The following is a 24,495-nucleotide window of genomic DNA, read 5'->3' as shown; positions in this document are numbered from 1 at the left end:
ATTATTTAATAAGACGAGAAATGACGGAGAAGGGAGAAATTTATGGCTTATATCAGGGAACGCTCGCAGGAATTAACGGGATATCAGGAAAGTGCAGCCTGGCAGCCTAGCATTGATGTTCAATGTGATTTTGTTATGGTTTACGGTATTGATGCTTCCATGCCCGAAAGAGTGCACAGGTTTAAGGAGAAAGGGTATGTTGTCCATCTGATGACGGGTATTTCCTGGGGAGAGTATCAGGATTACCTGTATGGAGAATACGACGGGAAAAACCACTGGGATGAAAGCCAGATGGACCGTCATGGCAGGCATATAAAACACGGAAAAGATGTTCCCTATATGTCACCTGCCATAGCCTTTGCAGAGTATCTTGCAAAGAAGCTGAAGATTGCCGTAGATGCGGGAGTTGAGGCGATACATATGGAGGAGCCTGAATTCTGGGACCGTGGGGGATACTCGGAAGCCTTTCAGAGGGAATATCTGTTGTATTACAGAGAACCCTGGCAGGCACCCCACAGCAGTCTGGATGCAAGATATAAAGTATCAAAGCTCAAGGCATATCTTTATGCAAGGACAATTAGTTATATCGGAAATGCCCTGAAGGAATATGCCCTGACAGAGTATGGAAGGGTGCTGCGGTTCTATGTTCCTACCCATAGCCTGCTCAACTATACCCAGTGGAAGATTATCAGTCCAGAAGGCGCTCTCATTGGCTTGCCGGCCGTAGACGGATATATTGCCCAGGTATGGACCGGTACCAGCCGCCCGGCAAATGTCTATGAAGGGGTGGTAAAGGAAAGGACCTTTGAAACGGCATTTCTGGAATACGGAATCATGCAGGAGCTGGTGAAGGGCACTGGAAAAAGAATGTGGTTCCTCCATGATCCCATAGAGGATAATCCGGAATATACCTGGGAGGATTACCGCTATAATTATCTAAAGACCGCAGTCGCCTCCCTCTTGCATCCTGCTGTCTGCCATTATGAAATCTGCCCATGGCCCAAAAGAGTATTTGACGGGGTATTTCCGCGTAAAGCAGGTCTTGCAGGGGGTACAATACCAACAGACAATATGCCAGGCGCCAGGGCAATTCCTCCCGAATATGCCACACTGCTTAACAGCATGATACAGCTCTTTGGAGATATGGACCAGACAGAATATACTTTTGACGGCATGAGGGAAGGTGTAGGTATCCTGATGTCAGATTCAGGATTGTTTCAGAGAAGCTATCCTGACGGAATAATAACGGAAGAAGCTGCCGGCAGTCTGGAAAATGCCATGGAGGCTTTGAAGGACAGAATGCATGAAGGGGAGGATTGTTCCGGGGATAGCCGGATATTAATGGAAAAGGTGGAAAAGGATAAAAATTCCTATCAGGCCTTTATCCAAAGCGGCACCTTCCCGAATTTTTTTGGCATGGCAATGCCTTTATTAAAATACGGTCTTCCCGTAAGACCTGTGCTGCTGGATAATATAAGGCGGTATCCGGGATATTTTGATGATTATAAGACCCTTATTCTAAGCTATGAATACATAAAACCGGAATCTCCCGATGTAAACAATGCCCTTGCAGCCTGGGTAAAAAGCGGCGGTACCCTTGTGTACATAGGAGACGGCAGTGACCCCTATCACAGGATAGACGGCTGGTGGAACCGGCCTGTTCCAGCCACCGGGAAGGAAGGCTATGGCAATCCTTCGGAACATTTGTTTGAAATGCTGGGCCTGTCTCTAAAACCGGAGGATGGCCTTTACAAGGCAGGCAAGGGACGGGTCATGGTATGGAACCTATCGCCCGGAAGGCTTTGCCTGACACCAAAGCTGGCGGATGAATACCGTTTCCGTATGAAGGAGCTATTGGCACATGGGGGCAGTGACTGGAGATTTACCAACCAGCTTACTTTACGCAGGGGACCCTATATCATTTCCTCCGTCATGAATGAGGGCAGAGGAGAGATAGCAGAGGAAACACATATCTTCAAAGGACTGTTTGCGGATATGCTTACCTGTGACTATTCCATACTAAAGGAAAAAAGCCTGTCCCAGGATGAAAATACAATATTATTTGATTTCTCTAAAATCCAGGGTGTTGACTGGCGGATTATCGGCTGCTCTGCCAGAGTATTTTCCTTGGAGAAAGCGGAGGATGGCACCGGTTTTGCCATGAGGGTCAAAGCAGCGAATAAATTAAATGCATTTCTGAGAATCCGCCTGCCAAAGCCGGTAGTGTCAATAGCAGCGGAGGATGAGGCAGGTAATCAGGTCCCGGTTGACTATTCATGGGAGGAAGAAACGAAGACAGAATTATTCCGTTATGAAAGCTCTAATCAGGAACTGAATATCAAAGGATTTTTTTGAGGGGAAATCCTGAATAGATTTTTGGAATTCAAGTAAAAGGAACTGTTGCAAAATGAAGCTCTGCAGAGTATAACATGCCTCACACACCGGTTGACCGACATCGGGTATGATTCGTATGCTAAAATCGTACATTATATGTTCGCTTATAGGATACAAATCATATCATCTGTCTGTCAAACAGTGCATTATGGCAAGTCATACTCCGCAGAGCTTCATTTTGCACCAGCCCCTTTTACATTCCCGGAAACAAGAGTAGTATTCTTTTCTATGCATTTATGTTAAAATACAGGAGGGTTATTCCAGATCGGTCCGCTTGCTATTCTGCCGGACCACCAGGGAATGGGTCTGGGAAGACAGCTGCTTAGAGCTGCACTTGCTTTTACACAGGAAAAGAAGTATAAAAAGGCAACGCTTTGTGTTAATGGGGATAATGAAAGAGCAAAGGTGCTTTATTTAAAAGAAGGCTTCCTTCAAGCTGAAGGAGTGACCGCTTATGAGTATTTCTTAAGCTAAGTACCCATATCTTTGAATAGAAAGGATACCTTATGATTGATGAAATAATGAAATATAATGAAGCTTTTGTTAAAAATAATGAATATGAAAAGTATATTACCAGCAAATACCCGGATAAAAAGTTAGCTATCGTTTCCTGTATGGATACAAGGCTGACCCAGCTGCTGCCGGCAGCACTGGGGCTTAAAAATGGTGACGCCAAAATTATCCAGAATGCAGGAGGTGTCATTTCCCATCCCTTTGGAAGTGCTATGCGAAGCCTTCTGATTGGTATTTATGAATTGTATGTTGAGGAAATTCTGGTAATAGGCCATACGGATTGCGGCGCCAGGTATATAGACAGTCAAAAAATGATAGAGAAGATGAAAGCCCAGGGAATAACCCAGGAAAATATCAATCTGTTAAAGTATTGCGGTGTTGATTTTGATTCCTGGCTGGGAGGGTTTATGGACCTGGAGGTTTCTATCAGGAAATCTGTTGATATGATCTGCTCCCATCCCCTGGTTCCAAAGACGGTAGTGGTTCATGGTTTGATAATAGATTCGGTGACCGGAGAGTTAACGAAGGTAATCTGAGTCAGAGTAATGATAATTGAAATATGATCAATAGCAAAAATTTGGAAGAAACTGAGAAGTATTGGACGGGATTAACAAGGGAATCATTAGTCCGGAACAGGGCTTTTTTCAAGCTTTGCTGTCCAAGGATATTTTCAATTTATTTTCTTAAGTTGTGATAACTTCCCTGTTGTATTTTTTCAAGAAGCGGCGTATATTTGAGTGAGGATTATATTGTTGGATAGACATATAACCGGATAGCAAAATGCGAAGAAGGAAGTGGAAGTTGTGTGAAAATTAAAAAGCAATTTTCACTTTCTATTAGGGCAGTTTCGCAAGTAAACTTGCGAAATGCATGGAGGGCAAAATGGATATTATTTTGGTATTATGCATTGTTTTAGGTGTGGTCTTCGTTCTTTACCTCTTGATTTTCGTAATTCTGGGCATTAGGGTCATTTCCTCGGACCAGGTAGCCGTAGTCGAAAAATGGTGGAGCTTTAAGGGTTCCTTAAAGGATTCCATTATAGCATTAAACGGTGAGGCCGGTTACGCGCCCATACTGCTTCGCGGCGGTATTCATTTTAAAACGGCATTAATGTATAAGGTTCACAAATACCCTCTGATTACAATCCCCCAGGGGCAGATTGCATACATATTCGCCCGTGACGGTAAACCGCTGGAACCGACACAGACCCTGGGCAAAGTAATTACAGAGGCAAATAATTTTCAGGATGTTACCGGATTTTTAAGAAACGGCGGCCAGAGAGGCCCTCAGAGAGGGATTTTAAGAGAGGGTACCTATGCCATCAACCTGGCCCAGTTCATTGTTATAACGCCTACGGATATTAAGGCGGTTTTCAACAGCTCAAAGAGCGAACGTATGGAGCTGGTTACCATGCAGAAGACACTATTGGACCGCAATGCCTTCAGTCCTGTAATAATCATGGCGCAGGGAGCGGAAGCAAGCGATGTGATGGGAATTGTTACGGTACATGACGGCCCTTCCCTTCAGGAAGGGGAAATTATAGCTCCTTATGTAGGGGAGGCACATGCCAGCTTTCAGGACCCGGAGAAATTCCTGGAGCTGGGTGGCAGGCGCGGTAAGCAGATTCAGGTGCTGACGGACGGTACTTATTACGTTAACCGGCTGTTTGCGACCGTAGAATTCCGTGCCAAGACGGTTGTTCCCATCGGTTTTGTAGGTGTTGTTGTTTCTTTCTTTGGAAAAGAAGGCAAGGATACCACCGGTGAAAATTACAAGCATGGGGAACTGGTCGGTGAAGGCTGCAAGGGTGTTCTTGAAAAGCCTCTGATGCCTGGTAAATATGCTTTCAATACGGATGCAGGTAAGGTGGTCCTTGTACCTACCACCAACATTATTCTCAAATGGAATAAATCCGAGGTAGGTTCCCATAAATACGATGAGAACCTGACTGAGGTGGATATTATCACCAAGGACGCCTTTGAGCCGTCCCTGCCCCTGTCGGTGGTAATGCATATCGATTATAAGCAGGCCCCCTGGGTTATCCAGCGTTTTGGTGACATCAACATGCTGGTGAACCAGTCCCTGGACCCTCTGGTAAGCGCCTATTTTAAGGATGTTGCCCAGACGAAAACGTTAATCGAACTCATCCAGGAACGTAGTGAAATCAGGGAAAGAGCGCTGGGAGAAATGCTGGAGAAATTCCAGAAGTATAACCTTCAGTTAGAGGAAGTACTGATTGGAACTCCCAAAGCATCGACTTCCGATGTACAGATTGAAAATATTCTTACCCAGCTTAGAGAAAGACAAATTGCAGAAGAGAAAAAGGTTACCTACCAAAAGCAGCAATCCGCAGCAGAAAGTGAGAAATCCCTTCGAGAAGCACAGGCAGTTGCAGAGCAGCAGAGTTACCTGACAAAATCCAAGATTCAGATTGATATCGAGCGTAATAATGGTGCTGCGCTGGCAAGTAAGGCTGAACAGGAAGCAAACCAGATCATTGCTCTTGCCAAGGCAAACTCCTCCAGAATTACCCTGGAAGGTGAAGCAGAAGCCTCCAAGGAAAGCAATGTCGGTCTGGCAAAGGCCAGAGCAATTGATGCGCAGGTAAAGGCTTACGGCGGCGCAGAATTCCGTGTTATTCAGGAAATTACCGATAAGCTCTCCGATGCCATTAAGAATGCCAAGGTGGATATTGTTCCCAGGACAATGGTAAATATGGGAGCCGGTGAGGGCGGTACGGAAAACGGCAGTACGATCATTGACACCCTGCTGAAATTTATCACAATGGAAAAGCTGGGGGTATCTGTGAAGGATTCCGCTGAGAAGCCCTGGAGAGAAGAAATGGACGATGCGGCTGTTTCGCAGGAAACAGAAGGAATAAAGGAAAAAGAGGAAACAGAGGGAAAAGAACCTCAGCAAAATAGTGATGGGGTATAAAATTGGTATGATTTGAGAAGAGAGCTGTTACAAAAATCATAAAGTCATTAAGCGGCTCATCCATGGAAGAGCCCTGTATATAAGAGGCTGGTGTACTACCTGACGGTAGTCCACCACTTCTTTTATACAGGGTTCTTTTTGAATTAAAATCATGATTATCTCCTGTGCAAGCTGCTTGCAAGGAATGAGAAAGGTATTGACATTTAAAAAAAGGTAACATATTATCTATATAGGTAATGTGTTACCTTTATTTTGACAGGAGAATATGCATGAATAAACTCGAATTAATGACGGATCGACAGTATTTGTTTGGGGCCATTTTTGTAGCGGCCAACAGGATGGATACTTTAATGGAAAGGGAATTTAAGAAGTTTGATATTACAACAAAGCAGTGGTTTTTATCCATTGTGATTGACAACCTGTTCGATAAGCCGCCTACAATAAAGGAAGCGGCCAGGGAAATGGGAAGCTCCCACCAGAATGTCAAACAGGTGGCATTAAAGCTGGAACAAAAAGGCCTGCTGGTCTTAGAGAAAGATGCAAGGGATTCCCGTGTTATAAGACTTAAGCTGACGGAACATAGTCTGGATTTATGGAAAGGGGTAAGGGAAGAAGGAAATGCCTTTACGGAAGCACTGTTTAAAGATATCAGTGAAGAGGAAAAAGGAACGGCAAGAAGAGTAATGGAAAAGTTATTATCCAATATCGCTGAGATGGACAGGTAAAGAGAAGAGAGTTAGGGTTGAAAGAAAATATAAAAAAGAAAGGATGCCACACTGTGATTCTTTCAACCTGCGAAGCTGGTTTCGCATTTATGTTGTGGCAGTGCCTCAGGCAAGCCTGGTGTAGGCAATGAGTGGAATATTTGATGGAAAATTTGAGGGAGAATAATGTGAGAACCAAAACCGACAGAGCCTTTTTGTATTTTACAGTTCCCATAGTCATACTTATAGCAATAAGCAGCATTACAGGCATCTGGCACCAGGAAATATACGCGAAGGAAACAGCGGACTGGCTGTCGCAGTGTGTCGGGCAGGATATTTCCAATCTGTTTTTGGTAGTACCAGCACTTACCCTGTCTGCTTTTTTTGCTTCAAGAGGAATAAGGAGCGCCAGGATTATCTGGATTGGAACAATGATTACCAATATATATTCTTATGTTATTTATTGTTTTTCCGTTCACTTTAACTTTTTGTTCCATGTATACTGTATCATATTAGGATTATCCCTTTACTCGGTAATTTATTTTTTCTTCCATTATATGAAGGAAGATTATAAGAGCTGGTATACGGAAAAGGTACCGGTTAAGGCAACCGGGATTTTTTTGCTGGTTATAGCAGGTATATTTCTGCTCCTATGGCTTTCTCAATCATTACCCGCGGCTATAGCCCGCACAGTGCCGGAGACTATTATCAAGGATGGTCTGTTTACTAATCCGGTTCACGCTCTGGATTATTCCTTTTACCTGCCATTAATGTTCATATCCGCTGTAATGCTGCTGAAAAGGAAGACCCTTGGATATCTGTTGGCGCCGATGATGATAGTTTTTGCCATTATAACCAATTTCAATATAATATCTCTCATGTTCGTTACAATGAAAAAGACATCCGTGGATAGTACACCGATGATTGCTGTTTTTGGTACCTTAACAATTATCTGCCTGGGGTTCTTACTGCTCATGCAAAAGGAGATAGTTAAGCTTTCAGAAAAATAAGCATCAATTACAGGAATGCCTCGTTAAGCTACAGTGTTTATGTGCTATAACAAGCGAATTAATCAGTTGAAAGTAATTGAAAATAATGCTAACATGAATTTATAGTGAAAACAATTTGGGAAGAAGCCCGGAGCCTTCAGCCTGAGATTGTATAAGAGTAATTGAGTGGCTTGGGAACAACTCCTGAGTGTTAAATGTTAAACGGAATAAAATTGTAAGTAATTTCGAATACTGGATGAATACAGGAAGCTAATATTTTCTTACTTACAGCAGATGCTGTCGGATAAAAAAGGGATGGTAAAAATGATGGATACGATTTTTTCGGGAGTCCGGGCCAAGTGGCTGCCGCTTTATGGGGAGCTTCACAGTATGGCCCTGGAAAAGCTGGGAGCATTTGAGGAATATGAGAATTCAAGTGCCGTGCTATGGAAGCACCACACGACCTTTGCTGAGGTCAGTGTAAAAAAGGATTGCCTGGTGGTTGCTTTTGCTTCGGACACCCTTCATGAAGAATGGGAGCCTAAGAAGGCAGTAAGGACCTCTAAAAACCGGGTGGCACATTATTTTGAAGTGACGGACAGCACCTTGTTTCCCCTATTAATCGGACGTATTGAGAAGGCCTATAGCCTCACACAGGCCAATCCTCCAAAGAAAAACCAGGCAGAAAAGCAGGAATATTCCTCCGTGGATGAATACATTGCATTATTTTCGGAAGAGGTACAGGATATTCTGAAACAGGTTCGGCAGACTATCAGGGAAGCCGCTCCGGAAGCAATAGAAAAGATAAGCTGGCAGATGCCGACCTTCTGGCAGAAGGAAAACCTAATCCATTTTGCGGCAATGAAAAACCACATTGGGCTATATCCCGGAGAGAAAGGTGTCCGGGTCTTTGCCGATAAGCTGACCGGCTATAAGACTTCAAAGGGAGCAATCCAGTTTCCGATAGACGGGCCGATACCCTATGAGTTGATTTCAGAAATCACAAGGTTCAGGGTTGGCGAGGTTGTGGATGCGGTAAAAGAAGAAACCGAAGAGGAAGAATATGTATTTGATGCTGTAATTAAGAAGGTTCCGGACCTGGACGGAGCCTATGTTGAAATTCCTTTTGATGTCAAGGAAAAATTCGGAAAAGGCCGTGTGCCTGTTCATGCTGAATTTGATGGGGAGCCTTATGACGGAAGCTTAGTCAGAATGGGAACACCTTGTCATATCCTTGGAATCCGGAAGGATATCCGGGCAAAAATCGGCAAGCAGCCAGGTGATACCGTGAAGGTGGCAATAAAAGAAAGAGTTTCCCGGAAGTGATTATACCAGAAAAAACAATAGGCAACTGACACAAAACACTGCCGGAGAAAATAATGATTTATTATGACAAGAAGTAAAGTAAATACAGGAAAATAACTGTCCTAATATCAAATATGGCAGTTAATAAGAACCCCGCACAAACTAAAATGTGCGGGGTTCCGTGCTTATGAGAAGCAGAGGGAAGTAAGTTGACTGTACCCAGAAAAGACAGTGTGAGGAAATGGTATCTGATGTTATCTGAAAAATAATATAGTCAAGCTCAACTGCCATGTATCAACAATAGAATACAGTTATAAACAGGAAATTTTCTCCGAATTATAGGAACGTACCTCCTTTCGAGAATTAAATTACAGGAAAATAAAACAAGTAAATTGTCAAATTGTAAACTTGCTGTTATCATAATAATATAGAAATCGACAGATAGCCTTAACGGCTTTGTTTTTAATAGATGAGAATGAAGGATTTAAATAGATTATGAAAAAATTAGTGATTGGAATATTAGCACATGTAGATGCAGGCAAGACCACTTTATCAGAAAGCATGCTGTATCTGAGCGGAAAAATCGGAAAACTGGGCAGAGTGGATAACAAGGATGCCTTTTTGGATAATTACGAGTTAGAAAAGGCAAGGGGAATCACCATTTTTTCCAAGCAGGCCATATTGGACATTGGTGAGACGCAGATTACTTTACTGGATACCCCGGGCCATGTGGATTTTTCGGCTGAAATGGAAAGGACCCTTCAGGTCCTGGATTATGCCGTTCTGGTAATAAGCGGTGCGGATGGGGTGCAGGGGCATACCAAAACACTGTGGCGGCTGCTGAATATGTACCGGATACCTGTTTTTTTGTTTATCAATAAGATGGACCAGAATGGAACCGATAAAAATAAATTAATGAAAGAAATGAAGCAGCTGGATGACGGATGTGTGGAGTTTGGAGGAGTAAAGACGGACAGTTTTTATGAACAGCTGGCTATGTGTGAGGAAGACATGCTGGAAGCCTTTCTGGAAACAGGGCACATTGAAGCCTCCCAAATAAAAAAAGCTGTCAGGGAACGCAGAGTATTTCCGTGCTTTTTTGGTTCAGCCCTGAAATTGGAGGGTGTTGAACAATTGCTGGAGGGTATTGGGGAATATGCCATGCTTCCTTCCTATCCGAAGGAATTTGGTGGGAGAATCTTCAAAATAACAAGGGATGAGCAAGGGAACCGCCTGACACACTTAAAGCTTACAGGCGGTATTCTAAGGGTGAAGGATGCTCTAAAAGGCGGCAGCTGGGAAGAAAAGGTCAACCAGATCCGAATTTATTCCGGGCAGAAGTACGAGACAGTAAATGAGCTGGAGGCAGGGGCAGTATGCGCTGTAACAGGGCTCACTCTGAGCAGAGCCGGGGAGGGACTGGGGACTGAGGAAGCTTCTTATGCACCGGTATTGGAACCGGTACTTTCCTACCAGATAATACTGCCGGAGGGGTGCGACCCAAGGGAAATGCTCCCGAAGCTGCGCCAGATTGAAGAAGAGGAACCGGAGCTGCATATAGTCTGGGAGGAGCAGCTGCAGGAAATACAGGCTCAGATTATGGGAGAAGTACAGATTGAAATTCTCAGCAGCCTCATACGGAACCGGTTTGGCATTCAAGTAGCTTTTGGTGACGGAAGAATTGTATATAAGGAGACAATTAAGGATACCGTGGAAGGAGTAGGGCACTTTGAACCTCTGCGGCATTATGCGGAAGTCCACCTGCTGCTGGAACCGGGGGAGCCTGGCAGCGGAGTACAGTTTGGCATAAACTGCAGTGAGGATATACTGGGAAAAAGCTGGCAGAGGCTTGTCCTGACCCATCTGGAAGAAAAAGAGCATAAAGGAGTTCTGACAGGGTCAGCGATTACCGACATGAAGATAACACTGGTCTCGGGCAGGGCACATAATAAGCATACAGAGGGCGGTGACTTCCGGGAAGCCACCTACCGTGCCGTACGCCAGGGACTAAAAGAGGCAGAAGCCGTACTCTTAGAGCCCTATTATGCCTTCCAGCTGGAAGTGCCTGAGAAAATGGTGGGAAGGGCTATGACCGACATTGAAAAAATGTGCGGCACAAGCGAAATAGCACAGACAAATGCCGGGATGGTACTTCTTACAGGGAGTGCTCCGGTTATTACCATGAGAAATTACCAGAAAGAGGTAGCTGCCTATACACAAGGCCTTGGCAGGCTGTTTTGCAGTTTAAAGGGCTATGAACCCTGCCACAATGGGAAGGAAGTAATGGAACATATCGGGTATGACTCGGAAAGAGATTTGGAAAATCCCACAGGCTCCGTATTCTGTGCTCATGGGGCAGGCTTTTTAGTGGATTGGAAGGAGGTTAAAAGCTACATGCATGTGGAAGGCTTTCTCCAGAAGAAGAAGGAACTGCCGGAGGAAACTGCGGGGAACCAGGCCGGGTACACAGAGAAGGAATGGATCAGTCTGGAGGAGATTGACAGGATTATCAATAATACCGCTTATGCCAACCAGGGAAAGAAAACCGTCTGGAAAAAGCACAGAACAGCTCATGAAAGCTATTATAAGACCAGCGGCTATTCAGAGGCCGGCTATGATAACGGGCAGAAAGAAACGAAAGAGGAGTACCTTCTGGTGGATGGTTATAACATTATCTTTGCCTGGCCTGAACTAAGCGACCTTGCTGAGGATAATATGGACGGTGCCAGGATGAAGCTTATGGATACCTTAAGCAATTATCAGGGGATTCGTAAATGTCAGATTATTGCTGTATTTGATGCTTACCGGGTGCAGGGACACCTGGAGGAAGTAATCGATTATCACAATATCCATATGGTATACACCAAAGAAGCCCAGACAGCGGACCAGTATATTGAAAAATTTGCCCATGACAATAAGAAAAAATACAATATAACCGTTGCGACCTCGGACGGCTTGCAGCAGGTTATTATAAGAGGCGCCGGAAGTTCCCTGCTGTCTGCCAGGGAATTAAAGGCTGAAATAGAAACAGCCACTGAAAGAATGAGACAGGAATATGAGGAATCACAGGATAAAAAGCGTAATTACCTGATAGATACACTGCCTGCTGAAGTAAAGCAGCAAATGGAAGATCTGATACGCAAAGAAGATAAAAAGTAACCATACTTAAATTCTTTAGACATTGAAAGCGAAAAAACGCTCTCAAGACATGAATTATTACAATATCTTGAGAGCCTTAAGGTGAAAATCATGAACTATCTAAATACACTAACTGACGAAATGCTATATGATATTCCATCAGGCTGTAAATCCAACCGATTGGGCTTGATTCTTACACAATTCCGCCATTTTTATGCTCATTTAGGTAATATAAATGCTACAAGGATAATTGAAACCAATAACTGGCCGCGAGTTATCGGTACAAGTGGTACAAGTGGGAAATCCACCGAAGGACTTTATGAGTAAACAGCTCACATTCCCTTCCCTCAGCTAAGGTACGGTTTATACTGAAAGTACCTGGGCTGAATTCTGTTTAACTGTTATTCTAGCGCCCGATATACCAAATTATATAAAAGGATGCGTTCTTTAATTTCCGGGCTGACGAGAACCTTAACCAGCATCTTGTTTTCCTGGATTTCCTTTAAATGAATCTTGAATCTTATTATCCCGATTTTTTTAAAAGTTGACAGTTTCTAACTTCAATATATCTTGAAAGCTAGAGCAATATAATCAAAGTACAGTTTATAATATATAATTGCGCAATTTATGCGCAAACTATGAGCGAGCCATAAGTTTTTATTATTCTGAAATTAAAAAATTAAATAATTAATTATAAAAAAATTATAAGTGAAAAACAACCAAAGCATAATACTAGTAATGCGCAACAATAATTGCGCATAAAAATACAATAAAATTATGCAATATGCATAAAAATATAGATAATTTATATAATATAATGACAATTGAAATAAGAGAAGCATCTGATATAATTAAAAATGAACAACCGATTGAGCAAAACGTCGGAGGAGGGCAAATGCAAGTGCAAAATCAAGAGGAAAAAGAAAATAAGGATTTACTTTCCGGCAGTAAATTAACCATAGCTGATATAGCGGAAGAGCTGGGGGTTTCCAAGACTACCGTCTCCAGGGCTATTTCTGGGAAAGGCAGAATCGGCAAGGACACCGTACAGCGGGTCATTGAGTGTATTGAAAAATATAATTATAAACCCAGCTCCATTGCAAAGGGCCTGGCTAATTCAAAAACCTATAATATCGGAGTTGCTTTTCCGGCGGATGCCAATTTAAGCAGTACACCTTTCTTCCAGGTATGTCTTTTAGGAGTATGCGAAGTAGCTGCTGCCATGGACTATGATGTGGTAGTGACTACCGTAAAGGAAACGGATATTAACCTGTTAAAAAGAATCGTAGACCACAATAAAGTGGACGGCATGATACTTACCAGAAACTTTACCAATGATATTGCAACAGAATATCTGAAACAGAAGGGGATTCCCTTTGTGCTGGTCGGCTCCAGTGAAGATGATACGGTTGTCCAGGTGGATAATAACCATAGGGAGGCCTGTGAGAAATTAGTCTCTTTGCTGCTGGCAGACGGCGTCGGAAGAATTGCTTTAATTGCAGGTGACAAAAAGCACATTGTAAACCGTTCCCGTTGTGAAGGATATTATAATGCACTGAAAAACCGCGGAGTTGATATTGAGCAGGATATGGTATTTTCGGACTGTGACAGTCCGGTATTTATTGAACAGGCAGTCCGATACCTGTTGAAGAAGCAGACTGAATGCATCGTATGCACCGATGATGTCATCTGTGCAAAGGTTCTGTCCCTGCTCCGGGAAGAAGGATACTCGGTGCCGGGAGACATGAAGGTGGCCTCCTTTTACGATAGTGTGCATTTGGAGACGAATAATCCGCCTGTAACTGCTATCGGGATAGATGTGGAGGAACTGGGGAATGTTGCCGGAAAGCGTTTGATTGAGATAATAAACGGAGATATAAGTACCCATAAGACAATACTGGATTACGAAATTCATCTAAGACGCTCAACACAATAAGAAGACAGGACAATTGACTGGAGGTATGGGTTTTGAATAAGAAAGGTTTTTTATATAAGCTGAAGAAATATCGTGTATTTTTACTTATGATACTTCCGGCGGTAATCTATACGTTAGTATTTAGCTACATACCCATGGCGGGAATCGTTATGGCTTTTAAAAAATATACATATGCAGGCGGAATTTTTAACAGTCCGTGGAATGGGCTGAAGAATTTTGAGTTCTTCTTCAAATCAGGACAGGCTTTTCTGGTAACCAGGAATACGGTGCTGTACAATCTGTGCTTTATCGTTTTTAATACAGTCCTTCAGATGGCTGTTGCAATACTTTTAACGGAAATGAGAAACAGGCATTTCAAAAAGCTGTTACAATCCTTCATGTTCCTGCCGTATTTTATATCCTGGGTTATTGTATCCGTTATTGCATTTAACCTGTTAAGTTATGACTTTGGTTTTATCAACGGCATTCTTGAGAAAATGGGCGGCGCGAAGATTAATTTTTATTCCAATGGATATCTGTGGCCCATTATCCTGACCTTGTTTAATGCTTGGAAGAGTGTCGGCTACGGCTCGGTAATGTACCTGGCGGCAATCATGGGAATCGATACCTCTATCTATGAGGCTGCCTCCATTGACGGAGCCAATGTATTCCAGCGGATTTTTAAGATTACCATACCTCTTATGATGCCCACAGTCATTATTTTATTGCTCTTGTCGGTGGGAGGTATTTTCCGTGGAAACTTCGATATGTTCTACAACTTAGTCGGGAAGAACGGAGTGCTTTATAAATATACGGATGTTATCGATACACTTACTTTCCGCGCATTAATTACGAACAATGATTTCGGTATGGCAGCAGCCTCCGGTTTTTACCAGTCGATCTTATGCTTCGTGACAATCTTGTTGGTAAATAAGCTTGTAAGCTGTTACAACAAAGATTACAGCTTATTCTAGGAGGGACAGAACATGAATGAAAATACAGCGACCTATTCTAAGGGAATTACAAAAGGCTGGGATTCCAGGATACTTGCTTTTCTTGCCTATTTTATCAATGGTATGGTAGCTTTATTCTGCCTGATACCTTTTATCATGGTCATATCTGCTTCCTTTTCATCGGAAGAAGCAATCAAAGCAAATGGCTTCTCCATATTGCCTCAAGGGCTTACCATGGCGGCTTATAACACAGTATTTAAAGAGCCGGGAGTAATACTAAGGGCTTACGGCGTTACAATCCTGCTGACCATAGTGGGTACGGTAACCGGATTATTTTTTCAGACCATGACAGCCTACGTACTGTCCAGAAAGGAATTTGAATGGAGGAACAAGTTCTCATTTTTCTTCTATTTTACCACACTGTTTAACGGCGGGCTGGTACCTTACTTTATATTGATGACCAGATATCTGAATTTGAAGGATAATTACCTGGCGCTTTTGCTGCCATTGCTGTTTAGTGTTTATAACCTGCTGATAATGAAGAGTTATATTATGGGAATACCGGATTCCCTGATTGATGCGGCCAAGATAGACGGCTGCGGCGAATTCGGTACCCTTGTGAAGGTGGTTATGCCCCTGCTAAAGCCTGCAATGGCTACCGTGGGGCTCTTTATTGCTCTGGCTTACTGGAATGACTGGTATAATGCCATGCTCTTTATTGGAAAGAAGACCATGCATCCTCTTCAGTATTTTTTATATAATCAGGTCAATAACATCGAGGCTTATAAACGTATTCTGGAAACCACGGGAGGCGGAAGCAGCGCTGCCGTATCTGCCATGTCCATGCCGACCCAGTCTCTGAAAATGGCACTTACCGTTGTAGTAACCGGACCGATTATCCTGTTATATCCCTTTGTTCAGAGATATTTTGTACAGGGAATCACCATCGGTGCGGTAAAGGGGTAGAAATAAATCCAAAAGGTTCTATAGAGCTCGTAGAATCCTGATGGATTTAAATAAAGCTAAGAAATGAAAATATATAATGTAGATGTAGTTTTCATATCAAATCAAAGATTTGATATGAAAGAAAGGGGATTTTATGAAAAAAAGAATTTTTTCCATTATCATGGTATTGACTTTGATAGCTGCGATGTTTACAGGCTGCAGCCAGGATAAGAAAACGGAGGGAAAAGAAAAGCGGGTATCGGCAGAAGGAAAGACATTAAATCGGGTTGATATTTCTGAACCGGTAACTTTGAAAATGTATCTTTTAGGCGAGCGAACACCGGATTTTGACAAGGTATATGCAGAGGTCAACAAAATATTGAAAGAAAAGGTCAATGCAACCGTTGAGGTTGATTTCCTTTCCTGGAGCGAGCATGACAAGAAATACTCCCTGTTATTTTCCGGTGGTGAAGATTTTGACTTGATTTTTACAGCTGCCGGCTGGGGACATTATGAAAATACAGTTGCAATGGGAGGCTTCTATGCCCTTACAAAGGATTTCCTGAATACCTATGCACCGGATATCCTGAAGGCGGTTCCGGAAGTGGCCTGGAATCAGGCTGCCATTGACGGAAGTATTTATATGGTACCTAATTATCAGAACGAATTCGGTAACAATGTAGTAGGGCTTCGGGGTGATTTACTTGCAAAATACGGATACAGCGATATTACAAGCTTTGATCAGCTGATTCAGTTTTTTGGAGATGTTGCATCAAAGGAGTCGGGGATTTCACCTTTGGGAACACAGGCAGGAGGGCTTTACTACCAGTATTTATTGGATAAAGGGATGGACACGGTAAGCGGAACCTCTACCAAAGAGCTTTTTCTGTATAATACCCTTAATTCCGGGGATAAGACAATTACCTATGCTCTTGACTGGGATGGCTTTACCGAATACTGCAAGCTGGCAAAGGAATTATTCGATAAGGGCTACTGGTCTGCAGATTCCCTGGCAACAACAGAAGAAAGGCAGGATGGCTTCCTGAACGGAACAGCAGCTTCCTTGATCTGGAACATCGGCACTACCGAGACTTATGTGGATCAGGCCAACAAAGAGCATCCCGACTGGAAATGCCAGATTTATGATACATCACCAAAGGTTGCAAAGGCTGTAAATGCTTATATCAATAACGGTATGGCTATCAATGCCGCAAGTAAGAACAAAGAACGTGCCATGATGGTTTTAAATGAATTCTATACCAATCCGGATATCCAGGATTTAACTTCCCTTGGAATTGAAGGTACTCACTGGAAAACGGAAGATAACAACCAGTACAGTGTTTTAGATGAATCCAATTATGGGGTGGATGCCAACTGTAACTGGGGCTGGGTTAATATGAACATCAAACGTACGGAGTTCAAAGCAAATCCTGACGATGTGGATAAGAAAGTTCAGGCAATCAAGGATTCCTGGAATGCCAGTATCAAACCGGAGCATATTTATGACGGGTTTACCTTTAATAACGCAAATGTAAGCTCACAGGCAGCGGCCATTGAGACAGTATTGGATCAGTATTATACTCCCCTTATCCTTGGAATGGCAGGAGATGTGGATAAAGCTGTGGCAGAACTGCGCAAGCAGCTTGAGGATGCCGGAATCCAGGCGGTATATGATGAAATAAAGAAGCAGGCTGAGACCTATTCTGCCGGCAAATAAAGAGGCTGCTTTAGGAATAATGGGGACTGTACTTTTTCAGTCCCCATTGCTGCTATCAGCTGCCCGGTATAGAACAGAAGAAGACAGCCTGAGAATAGGTATAATAATTGTATCACCTTCGGTATTCGGAAAGATATGCAGATTGAAATTGACCAGACAGGAATAAGACCTACAGGAGGAATAAGAAATGAGCAAAATCGAGTATGGGTTCACCCCAAAATACATGACAAAGAACGGAAAGCCATGGTTTCCCATGATGGGAGAATTCCATTACAGCCGGTATCCGAAGGAATACTGGAAGGAATCCCTTTACAAGATGAAGGCCGGAGGAATAGAGACGGTATCTGCCTATGCATTCTGGATTCATCATGAAGAAGTGGAGGGGGAATATGATTTTAGCGGAGTGAGAGACTTAAGAGCTTTTACAGAGCTGGTAAAGGAAACCGGGCTGACAATGTTTCTAAGAATCGGTCCCTGGTGCCATGGAGAAGTCAGAAACGGCGGCTTACCGGACTGGCTGTTAAAGAAAAGCTTTGAAATCAGGTCAAATAACGAGGAATATTTTGCAGAGGTAAAGCGCTATTACAAGAAGCTGGCCGAAGAGGTGGAAGGACTGCTTTATAAGGATAACGGCCCTATCATCGGCATACAGATAGAAAATGAATACGGTCATTGCGGAGGGCTCCAGGGAGAAGCTGGAGAAGAGCATATGAGATGCCTTACCGGACTGGCAAAGGAAGCTGGATTTTTGGTGCCTTATTATACGGCCACAGGCTGGGGCGGAGCCGTTACGGGGGGACTTTTGCCGGTAATGGGAGGTTATTGCGAAGCACCCTGGGATCAAAGGCTTACGGAGATTGAACCAAGTGGGAATTATGTGTTTACGGAGGAAAGAAATGACCATAATATCGGAAGTGATTATGGTTTTGGTGCCGGAATTACCTTTGACATTCATAAATTCCCTTTTCTTACCGCAGAGCTTGGCGGAGGGCTGCAGGTCACCCGCCACAGAAGGCCGGTAGCCCATCCGAAGGATATTGGTGCCATGTCTATGGTTAAGCTGGGCTGCGGGGTAAATCTCCTTGGGTACTATATGTATCACGGCGGTACCAATCCAAAGGGAAAAAGAACAACACTTCAGGAATCCAGAGAAACAGGGTACCCCAATGACCTTCCGGTTTACAGCTATGATTTTGCGGCACCCATCAGAGAGTACGGGCAGATGTCGGAAACTTTAAAGGAAATTAAGCTGCTGGCAATGTTCCTTCGTGATTTTGGAAGCTCTTTCTGCGAAATGGAACCCTTTATACCGGAGAGTAATCCCTTGTACCAGAATAATCTGAAGGATTTAAGGACCTCCGTGCGCAGGAAAGATAACAGTGGGTATCTCTTTGTGAATAATTATCAGAGAAGGTATACCATGGCGGAGCATTTGTCTGAGGTTTTAAAGGTTGAGCTGGACAGTGAGGTTATCACCTTTCCGGCAAGAGATATCAAAAATGGTGACTTTTTCTTTCTGCCATTTTATATGCCGGTGGGAGATGGAATGCTTAAGTCTGCCATGGCAACACCGCTGTGTGTCCTGCATAACGGGGAAAAGGATACCTATGTGTTTTATACAGACACTGCTCCTGACTATCAATGGGTAAAAAAACCGGATAAGGCAGAAATACTTACCATAACAAGGGAAGAGGCCCTTAATGCCTGGAAGGTAGAAGGGGATAGGGAATATCTTCTGATTACCTGCGGAAATGTTATAGAGACTGACACAGGGCATGCCATTCTCAGCCGCAGTACACACCAGGTAAAAGCGTATCCAAGGCTTTCCGCCCCTCCTGCCGGTTACCGCTATACAGGGGAAGAAAAGGGCTTTTCGGTATATGAGAAACTCTCTGACAGGCCTTCCGGCAGGGTTGAATATACTTTAATACGGGAGGCTGCGGGCATAAAGGTCTATGAGTTTACAATACAGTATCCTTCTGATATAGAAGACTGCTTCCTGCGGATAGATTTCGGAGGTGACAGTGCGAAGCTTTATGTCAAAGGTGAATGGGAGGATGACTGGTTCTATACCGGCCAGACCTGGGAAATCGGATTAAAACGCTATGGCTTCCCGGAAAAGCTTCAGGTTGAAATCCAGGCTTTGAAAGAAAAGGCAGAATGTTATCTGGAGATTTGGCCCGAGTTTAAGGACGGAATCGCCTGTGATATCTATCAGGCATCTGTCGAAGCTGAATATAAGGATTGCTTGAATGCTCGTATTTGATACAGATAAGTAAATCTGGTTATCTCTTTCGGATTCGTTATCGTTAGTAAATGAATCCAACATGCAGAATTTCTGGAACAGTATTTGCTATTTTTCTATACTTGAAATAGAATATAAATTAAGAAAAATGAAATGCATTTTTCAAAATCCTATTTTAGCAGTATCGGAAGCAGGATTGTGAAATGCCTAGGAGGTAGATTGAAAAATGCATTGCATTTTTATCTTTCTATTTAAGCAGTATCGCAATCAAGCTTGCAAAATGCATGGGGGATCGATATGGATGATAGCATAAATTTTAATGATATACTGTCTTTATCAAAAAAACTGGAATCTGAACGGATGGAGAGGGAGATTGATGAGGTTATGCTGGATGAGTATGAAGTGGATGCTGATTTACAATGCCAGCTGAAAGAAGGAACCTATCATTTTCCGAATGTTACTCATACAAAGACGGATAAACAAATACTTACAAGGGTACAAAGTCAGTTTTCGGCAAAGGTGCATATTTGCCGGATGCCCTTGTATTTCCATAAGCATGACTTTATTGAAATCCTGTATGTATACCAGGGAGAATGTAAGCAGTTTATAGAAAGCCTTGATAACTGCCATGTCTTACAGGAGGGCGATTTATTTATGCTGAATCAGAATGTTACTCACGCTTTGCTGCAGGAGGATGAAGATGCCGTTCTAATTAAGATTGTTGTCCCGGTATCCTGGATTTCACATAATTTTATCCAGAATATTGAACATGAAAACCATTTATATGATTTCTTTGTAAATGCAAAATCAGAACGGAAGGAATACTATCATTACCTGCAGTTCCAAAACTGCATTGGCGAGGGCAAATTATTAATTGAACGGATCGTGACGGAGTATTACCTTCAGCAGCAACATTCTGAGGCAGCAATACAGAGCTGCTTACAGCTGCTTATGATTTTCCTTCAAAGAAAAAATGAAGAATACAGCAATATAAGGTATAAAATAGCTCACAGCTCTTTGCAGACAGGGAAAATAATGCAGTATATTTATGACCACAGTGAAACCGTTACGCTGGAAGAATTATCACAGAAATTTTCCTTTAATCAGAGTTATTTAAGCAGGATCATTAAGGGGAATTGTAATATGAATTTTCAGGACCTGGTTCGGAAATGCCGATTAGAGAAGGCTGCCATTTTGCTGGAAAATTCAAAATGTTCCGTAGAAAAAATAGCTTTGATGGTCGGCTACCAAAATGCAATACCTGTTTATAAAGGAATCAAAGAGAAATATGGAATTTCTCCCACAAAATACAGAAAATTACATAGTAAAAATAAAATAGACAATTTATCAAATGAATGAATAGAAAAAAGACATCCAGGTGTGTAAAATTCAGGATAAAGGAATGATGCAGGAGCCTTTATCCTGAATTTTTACAGCGAGGACATTATATTGGAAAAAACGCAAAAGAACAAATTGGAAACGGCATCCATAGGAAAGCTCATGCTTGAGCTGTGCACGCAGACTACATTTTCAATCATGCTGTTTAACATTTACACGATTACGGATACATTGTTTGTTTCGAAAGGAGTTGGAAGTGTTGCAAGCGGAGCTATTGGAATTTTCTCGCCGGTTCTAGTGCTGATCGGGGGCATCAGCTCTACCTTGGGAGCCGGAGGAGGTTCTATTATCTCCAGAAAATTAGGAGAAAAAGATCAAACAAATGCCAAAGCTATTGTGGGGTGCATAATGTGGATATGGCTGCTTTGTTCTTTGGCAATTACCATAACTGGCATTGTGTTCCTGAAGCCTTTGCTGTATTTATTGGGGTGTACGGCAGAAATTTACCCATATGCGGTACAATACGGGCGCATTATTCTTTTGAGTACCGTAATTAGTACAGGATTTTCCGGAATCATGCGTGCAGAAGGAGATATTCTCTTTTCAACGCTGCAATGGTCCTTCCCGGTGATAATCAATATAGCATTGAATCCTTTATTTATTTTTGCTTTTGATATGGGGATTACCGGAACAGCTCTGGCAACTTTAGTTGCACAACTGTTTTCAGCGGGAACCAGTGCCTATTACTTCTTTATCAGGCGCTCAACTCCTTGCAGGATTGGGCTTAGAGATATCCGGTGGAACTGGAAGATAAGCAGGGAAATCTTATATATAGGTGTCCCGGCTCTTCTCAGCAGCTTTGGTGGCAGCTTTATTGGCATTGCCTGGAATCATGTACTAAATCAGGTCGGGGGGACCCTGGCTATCAGCACATTTGCCATTATATCCAGAATCCAGGGCTTTTTAGCCACACCATTCACCGGGGTTATGCAGGGAATTCAACCGATATTAGGATTTGAATGGGGCCGCCAAGAGATTAAAAGGGTAAAAAGAACCGTGTTTTATGCCGGCCGCTTCAATTTGATATATGGGGTTTTTATTGCTGTGTGCTGCTATTTTGGAGCAGAACGAATCCTGACGGTGTTTACCAGTAATGCGGAAATCATAAGTATGGGGAAGGGGGCCTTGAAAATCATTTGCATTTCATTTGCAGCAAGCGGAACCATTCCAATAGTACAAGCTTATTTTCAGGCAATCGGGAATGGAAAAAAGATGCTGCTGTTATCCTTGTGCAGCATTTTTATCATTCGTCTGCCGCTTCTCTTTATCAGCAGAGAGACAATGAATTTGGCAGTTATGTGGTGGACTTATGTCTTTGGTGATGTTCTTACCGCGGGCTGGTCTGTATATGAATATTTAAAATTTCAGAAGGGAGCAAGGATACATGGAGAGCTTAACGAAAAATAAACAGAAGGAAGAAACAATCCATGAAATGGTAAAAAAATTTTTTGGCTCTAATGAATTAAAAAGCTATAAGGAGCTGACAGAAGGATATTTTAATTTAGCCTATGAAATCACGCTAGGGGATGGAGAGGCAGTCATTTTGAAAATTGCTCCATCACCCAATGTGACGGTTATGACTTATGAGAAAAATATTATGTACAGCGAAGTGGAAGCAATGAAGATGGCGGCAAAGCATGCGGATATTCCGGTTCCGAAAATGCTGGGGTATGATGACAGCTGTATGATTTCTTCGTCTCCCTATTTTTTCATGGAAAAACTAAAAGGACACAGCTTGAATTCAGTAAAGGACACTTTATCACAGGAAGAAATTCAGAGGATATATATAGAGGCAGGAAAAATTAATCAAAGAATCAATGAAATTAATTGTCCGTGCTTTGGTTATCCTGGACAGCCAGAATTTCAGGGGAATAATTGGTATGATGTTTTCGGCAGGATGTTAAAAGGGGGGATTGCTGATGCGAAAAGAGGAAAGGTCGACTTAAAAATTCCCGTAGAAGAAATATGGGGTTATTTAGAAAAGGATAAGAGTATTTTTGATGAGGTAACAGTACCTAAACTGGTGCATTGGGATTGCTGGGATGGCAATATATTTGTAGAAGCTGGAAGGATTACAGGCTTTATTGACTGGGAGCGCAGTCTTTGGGCTGATCCCTTGCTGGAGGTAGGGTTTAGAACCTATTCGGATAACACTGATTTCCAAAAAGGGTATGGGCTGGAATTAAGCGCCAGCCAAAAACGACGGGCTCTTTGGTATGATATTTATCTTATGATTCTGGTTGCACTTGAATGTGAATATCGAAAATATGAAACAATGGATATGTATAACTGGTCAACAGATATTTTGACCAGGCAATATGCTCTTTTAAAAACAAATGCATAATATGAAATATTGCACTGTGATATAGCCAATCCGTAAATTTTTTCGGATTGGCTTTTTCTGTTTTGAACAAATTTTTCTTGACTTGGAGCCTGCTTCAAGTGGTAGGCTATTATAAGACAAATAAAAAATATAAGTTAAGAAAGGAGCAAACCTATGGCAATTAGCGGATTTGCAAAGAATTATCATGAAAAAATGCTTCCGGGGTATGTATCGGAATTATTAGAAACAGATCCGGAATTTATTGAGCTTTTTGATAACTTTGCCTTTGATGAAGTGGTGAAGGGTGGTGATTTGGATAACCGGACACGTATGCTTGCAATTCTGGCAGCTCTTGTCGGCGCCCAGTGTAAAAGTGGATACCGGATTATGATGGAGGCAGCACTGAATCTCGGAGTTTCTCCGGTTGAAATCAAAGAGATTGTATATCAGGCAGCTGCTTACCTTGGCATTGGGAGGGTGCTTGACTTCCTGCAGGTTACCAACGATGTGCTGAAAGAGAGGGGAATCCGCCTGCCTTTAAAAGGACAGGCGACCACAACTGCAGATAACCGTCTGGAAAAGGGAATTCAGGCCCAGGTAGACATTTTCGGGCCTCAGATGGCAGAGTTTTATAAATCAGGAGCGGAGGAGGTCCGCCATATCAATTACTGGCTGGCAGAAAATTGTTTCGGAGACTATTACACCCGTACAGGCCTTGATTATAAATTGCGGGAGATGATTACCTTCTGCTTTCTGTCTGCCCAGGGCGGCTGCGAGCCTCAGCTTACCAGCCATGCAGCGGCCAATATGCGAATTGGCAATGACACGCACTTTCTGATTCAGATCATATCCCAGTGTCTGCCCTATATTGGTTATCCAAGGAGCTTGAATGCCCTTCGCTGTGTCACGGAAGCGGCATCCCTGGCTGTAGAAAAGAGTTAATCACCGGGATAGTGCACAGTCAGGTTAAAACAAATACTTTTGAGAATCCCATGTAAGCCTAGAATAAATAAGAAAGA

Annotated in this window: 18 protein-coding genes and 1 pseudogene; all 19 read left to right on the top strand. The window is 42.7% G+C overall.

The annotated features are described in order from the left end of the window. The first annotated feature begins 42 nt into the window (after positions 1-42). Entirely contained in the window at positions 43-2,355 is a 2,313-nt protein-coding gene (locus BUB77_RS08715) for a hypothetical protein (RefSeq protein ID WP_073274866.1), read from the top strand. 303 nt (positions 2,356-2,658) lie between these two features. Next, positions 2,659-2,868, top strand: a complete 210-nt coding sequence (locus BUB77_RS08710) for a GNAT family N-acetyltransferase (RefSeq protein ID WP_278277713.1) — start codon at positions 2,659-2,661, stop codon at positions 2,866-2,868. A gap of 32 nt (positions 2,869-2,900) precedes the next feature. Further along, the gene (locus BUB77_RS08705) at positions 2,901-3,443 is read left to right on the top strand and encodes a beta-class carbonic anhydrase (protein ID WP_073274863.1); all 543 of its coding nucleotides are present in this window, start codon (positions 2,901-2,903) and stop codon (positions 3,441-3,443) included. Between the two features lie 346 nt (positions 3,444-3,789). After that, on the top strand, positions 3,790-5,844 hold the full coding sequence (locus BUB77_RS08700) for an SPFH domain-containing protein (protein ID WP_084124030.1): 2,055 nt from the start codon (positions 3,790-3,792) through the stop codon (positions 5,842-5,844). 269 nt (positions 5,845-6,113) lie between these two features. Then, positions 6,114-6,569 carry a MarR family winged helix-turn-helix transcriptional regulator gene (locus BUB77_RS08695; protein ID WP_073274861.1) on the top strand — a complete coding sequence of 152 codons (456 nt, stop codon included), beginning with the start codon at positions 6,114-6,116 and terminating at the stop codon, positions 6,567-6,569. 167 nt (positions 6,570-6,736) lie between these two features. Then, on the top strand, positions 6,737-7,558 hold the full coding sequence (locus BUB77_RS08690; RefSeq protein WP_242962431.1) for a hypothetical protein: 822 nt from the start codon (positions 6,737-6,739) through the stop codon (positions 7,556-7,558). 273 nt (positions 7,559-7,831) lie between these two features. Next, a pseudogene (locus BUB77_RS30810) lies at positions 7,832-8,542 on the top strand (DUF5655 domain-containing protein); the annotation flags it as partial. 21 nt (positions 8,543-8,563) lie between these two features. Beyond that, positions 8,564-8,863 carry a DUF1905 domain-containing protein gene (locus tag BUB77_RS30880; protein WP_073275221.1) on the top strand — a complete coding sequence of 100 codons (300 nt, stop codon included), beginning with the start codon at positions 8,564-8,566 and terminating at the stop codon, positions 8,861-8,863. A gap of 474 nt (positions 8,864-9,337) precedes the next feature. Beyond that, entirely contained in the window at positions 9,338-12,001 is a 2,664-nt protein-coding gene (locus BUB77_RS08675; protein ID WP_073274859.1) for a translation factor GTPase family protein, read from the top strand. A 90-nt stretch (positions 12,002-12,091) separates the two neighbouring features. Then, positions 12,092-12,307, top strand: coding sequence for a hypothetical protein (locus tag BUB77_RS29390; protein WP_139241139.1), 216 nt, complete (start codon positions 12,092-12,094; stop codon positions 12,305-12,307). Between the two features lie 574 nt (positions 12,308-12,881). Beyond that, entirely contained in the window at positions 12,882-13,916 is a 1,035-nt protein-coding gene (locus BUB77_RS08670) for a LacI family DNA-binding transcriptional regulator (protein ID WP_242962429.1), read from the top strand. Between the two features lie 32 nt (positions 13,917-13,948). Beyond that, positions 13,949-14,869 (top strand): ABC transporter permease, encoded by a 921-nt coding sequence (locus tag BUB77_RS08665; RefSeq protein ID WP_073274857.1) that lies wholly within the window; start codon positions 13,949-13,951, stop codon positions 14,867-14,869. Positions 14,870-14,881: 12 nt separating this feature from the next. Further along, positions 14,882-15,814 carry a carbohydrate ABC transporter permease gene (locus BUB77_RS08660; RefSeq protein ID WP_073274855.1) on the top strand — a complete coding sequence of 311 codons (933 nt, stop codon included), beginning with the start codon at positions 14,882-14,884 and terminating at the stop codon, positions 15,812-15,814. Positions 15,815-15,947: 133 nt separating this feature from the next. Continuing rightward, the gene (locus BUB77_RS08655) at positions 15,948-17,510 is read left to right on the top strand and encodes a DUF3502 domain-containing protein (protein ID WP_073274853.1); all 1,563 of its coding nucleotides are present in this window, start codon (positions 15,948-15,950) and stop codon (positions 17,508-17,510) included. A gap of 187 nt (positions 17,511-17,697) precedes the next feature. Continuing rightward, on the top strand, positions 17,698-19,776 hold the full coding sequence (locus BUB77_RS08650) for a beta-galactosidase (RefSeq protein ID WP_073274851.1): 2,079 nt from the start codon (positions 17,698-17,700) through the stop codon (positions 19,774-19,776). Between the two features lie 276 nt (positions 19,777-20,052). Further along, positions 20,053-21,114 carry an AraC family transcriptional regulator gene (locus BUB77_RS08645; RefSeq protein ID WP_073274850.1) on the top strand — a complete coding sequence of 354 codons (1,062 nt, stop codon included), beginning with the start codon at positions 20,053-20,055 and terminating at the stop codon, positions 21,112-21,114. 90 nt (positions 21,115-21,204) lie between these two features. Further along, positions 21,205-22,560, top strand: coding sequence for an MATE family efflux transporter (locus BUB77_RS08640; protein WP_073274849.1), 1,356 nt, complete (start codon positions 21,205-21,207; stop codon positions 22,558-22,560). After that, positions 22,538-23,497, top strand: a complete 960-nt coding sequence (locus BUB77_RS08635; RefSeq protein ID WP_073274848.1) for an aminoglycoside phosphotransferase family protein — start codon at positions 22,538-22,540, stop codon at positions 23,495-23,497. The genes BUB77_RS08640 and BUB77_RS08635 overlap by 23 nt, the downstream gene beginning before the upstream one ends. A gap of 153 nt (positions 23,498-23,650) precedes the next feature. Beyond that, on the top strand, positions 23,651-24,418 hold the full coding sequence (locus BUB77_RS08630; RefSeq protein WP_073274847.1) for a carboxymuconolactone decarboxylase family protein: 768 nt from the start codon (positions 23,651-23,653) through the stop codon (positions 24,416-24,418). The last annotated feature ends 77 nt before the right edge of the window (positions 24,419-24,495 follow it).

The sequence above is a fragment of the Anaerocolumna jejuensis DSM 15929 genome (genome assembly GCF_900142215.1).
GTDB classification, from domain to species: Bacteria; Bacillota; Clostridia; order Lachnospirales; family Lachnospiraceae; genus Anaerocolumna; species Anaerocolumna jejuensis.
This window is presented reverse-complemented; position numbering and strand designations above follow the sequence as displayed.

Excerpts from the sequence above, each read along its gene's own strand:
- BUB77_RS08695 (WP_073274861.1), top strand. The coding sequence starts at position 6,114 with ATGAATAAACTCGAATTAATGACGGATCGACAGTATTTGTTTGGGGCC.
- BUB77_RS08650 (WP_073274851.1), top strand. The coding sequence starts at position 17,698 with ATGAGCAAAATCGAGTATGGGTTCACCCCAAAATACATGACAAAGAAC.
- BUB77_RS08700 (WP_084124030.1), top strand. The coding sequence starts at position 3,790 with ATGGATATTATTTTGGTATTATGCATTGTTTTAGGTGTGGTCTTCGTT.
- BUB77_RS08705 (WP_073274863.1), top strand. The coding sequence starts at position 2,901 with ATGATTGATGAAATAATGAAATATAATGAAGCTTTTGTTAAAAATAAT.
- BUB77_RS08635 (WP_073274848.1), top strand. The coding sequence starts at position 22,538 with ATGGAGAGCTTAACGAAAAATAAACAGAAGGAAGAAACAATCCATGAA.
- BUB77_RS08655 (WP_073274853.1), top strand. The coding sequence starts at position 15,948 with ATGAAAAAAAGAATTTTTTCCATTATCATGGTATTGACTTTGATAGCT.
- BUB77_RS08715 (WP_073274866.1), top strand. The coding sequence starts at position 43 with ATGGCTTATATCAGGGAACGCTCGCAGGAATTAACGGGATATCAGGAA.
- BUB77_RS08675 (WP_073274859.1), top strand. The coding sequence starts at position 9,338 with ATGAAAAAATTAGTGATTGGAATATTAGCACATGTAGATGCAGGCAAG.
- BUB77_RS29390 (WP_139241139.1), top strand. The coding sequence starts at position 12,092 with ATGAACTATCTAAATACACTAACTGACGAAATGCTATATGATATTCCA.
- BUB77_RS08660 (WP_073274855.1), top strand. The coding sequence starts at position 14,882 with ATGAATGAAAATACAGCGACCTATTCTAAGGGAATTACAAAAGGCTGG.
- BUB77_RS08630 (WP_073274847.1), top strand. The coding sequence starts at position 23,651 with ATGGCAATTAGCGGATTTGCAAAGAATTATCATGAAAAAATGCTTCCG.
- BUB77_RS08645 (WP_073274850.1), top strand. The coding sequence starts at position 20,053 with ATGGATGATAGCATAAATTTTAATGATATACTGTCTTTATCAAAAAAA.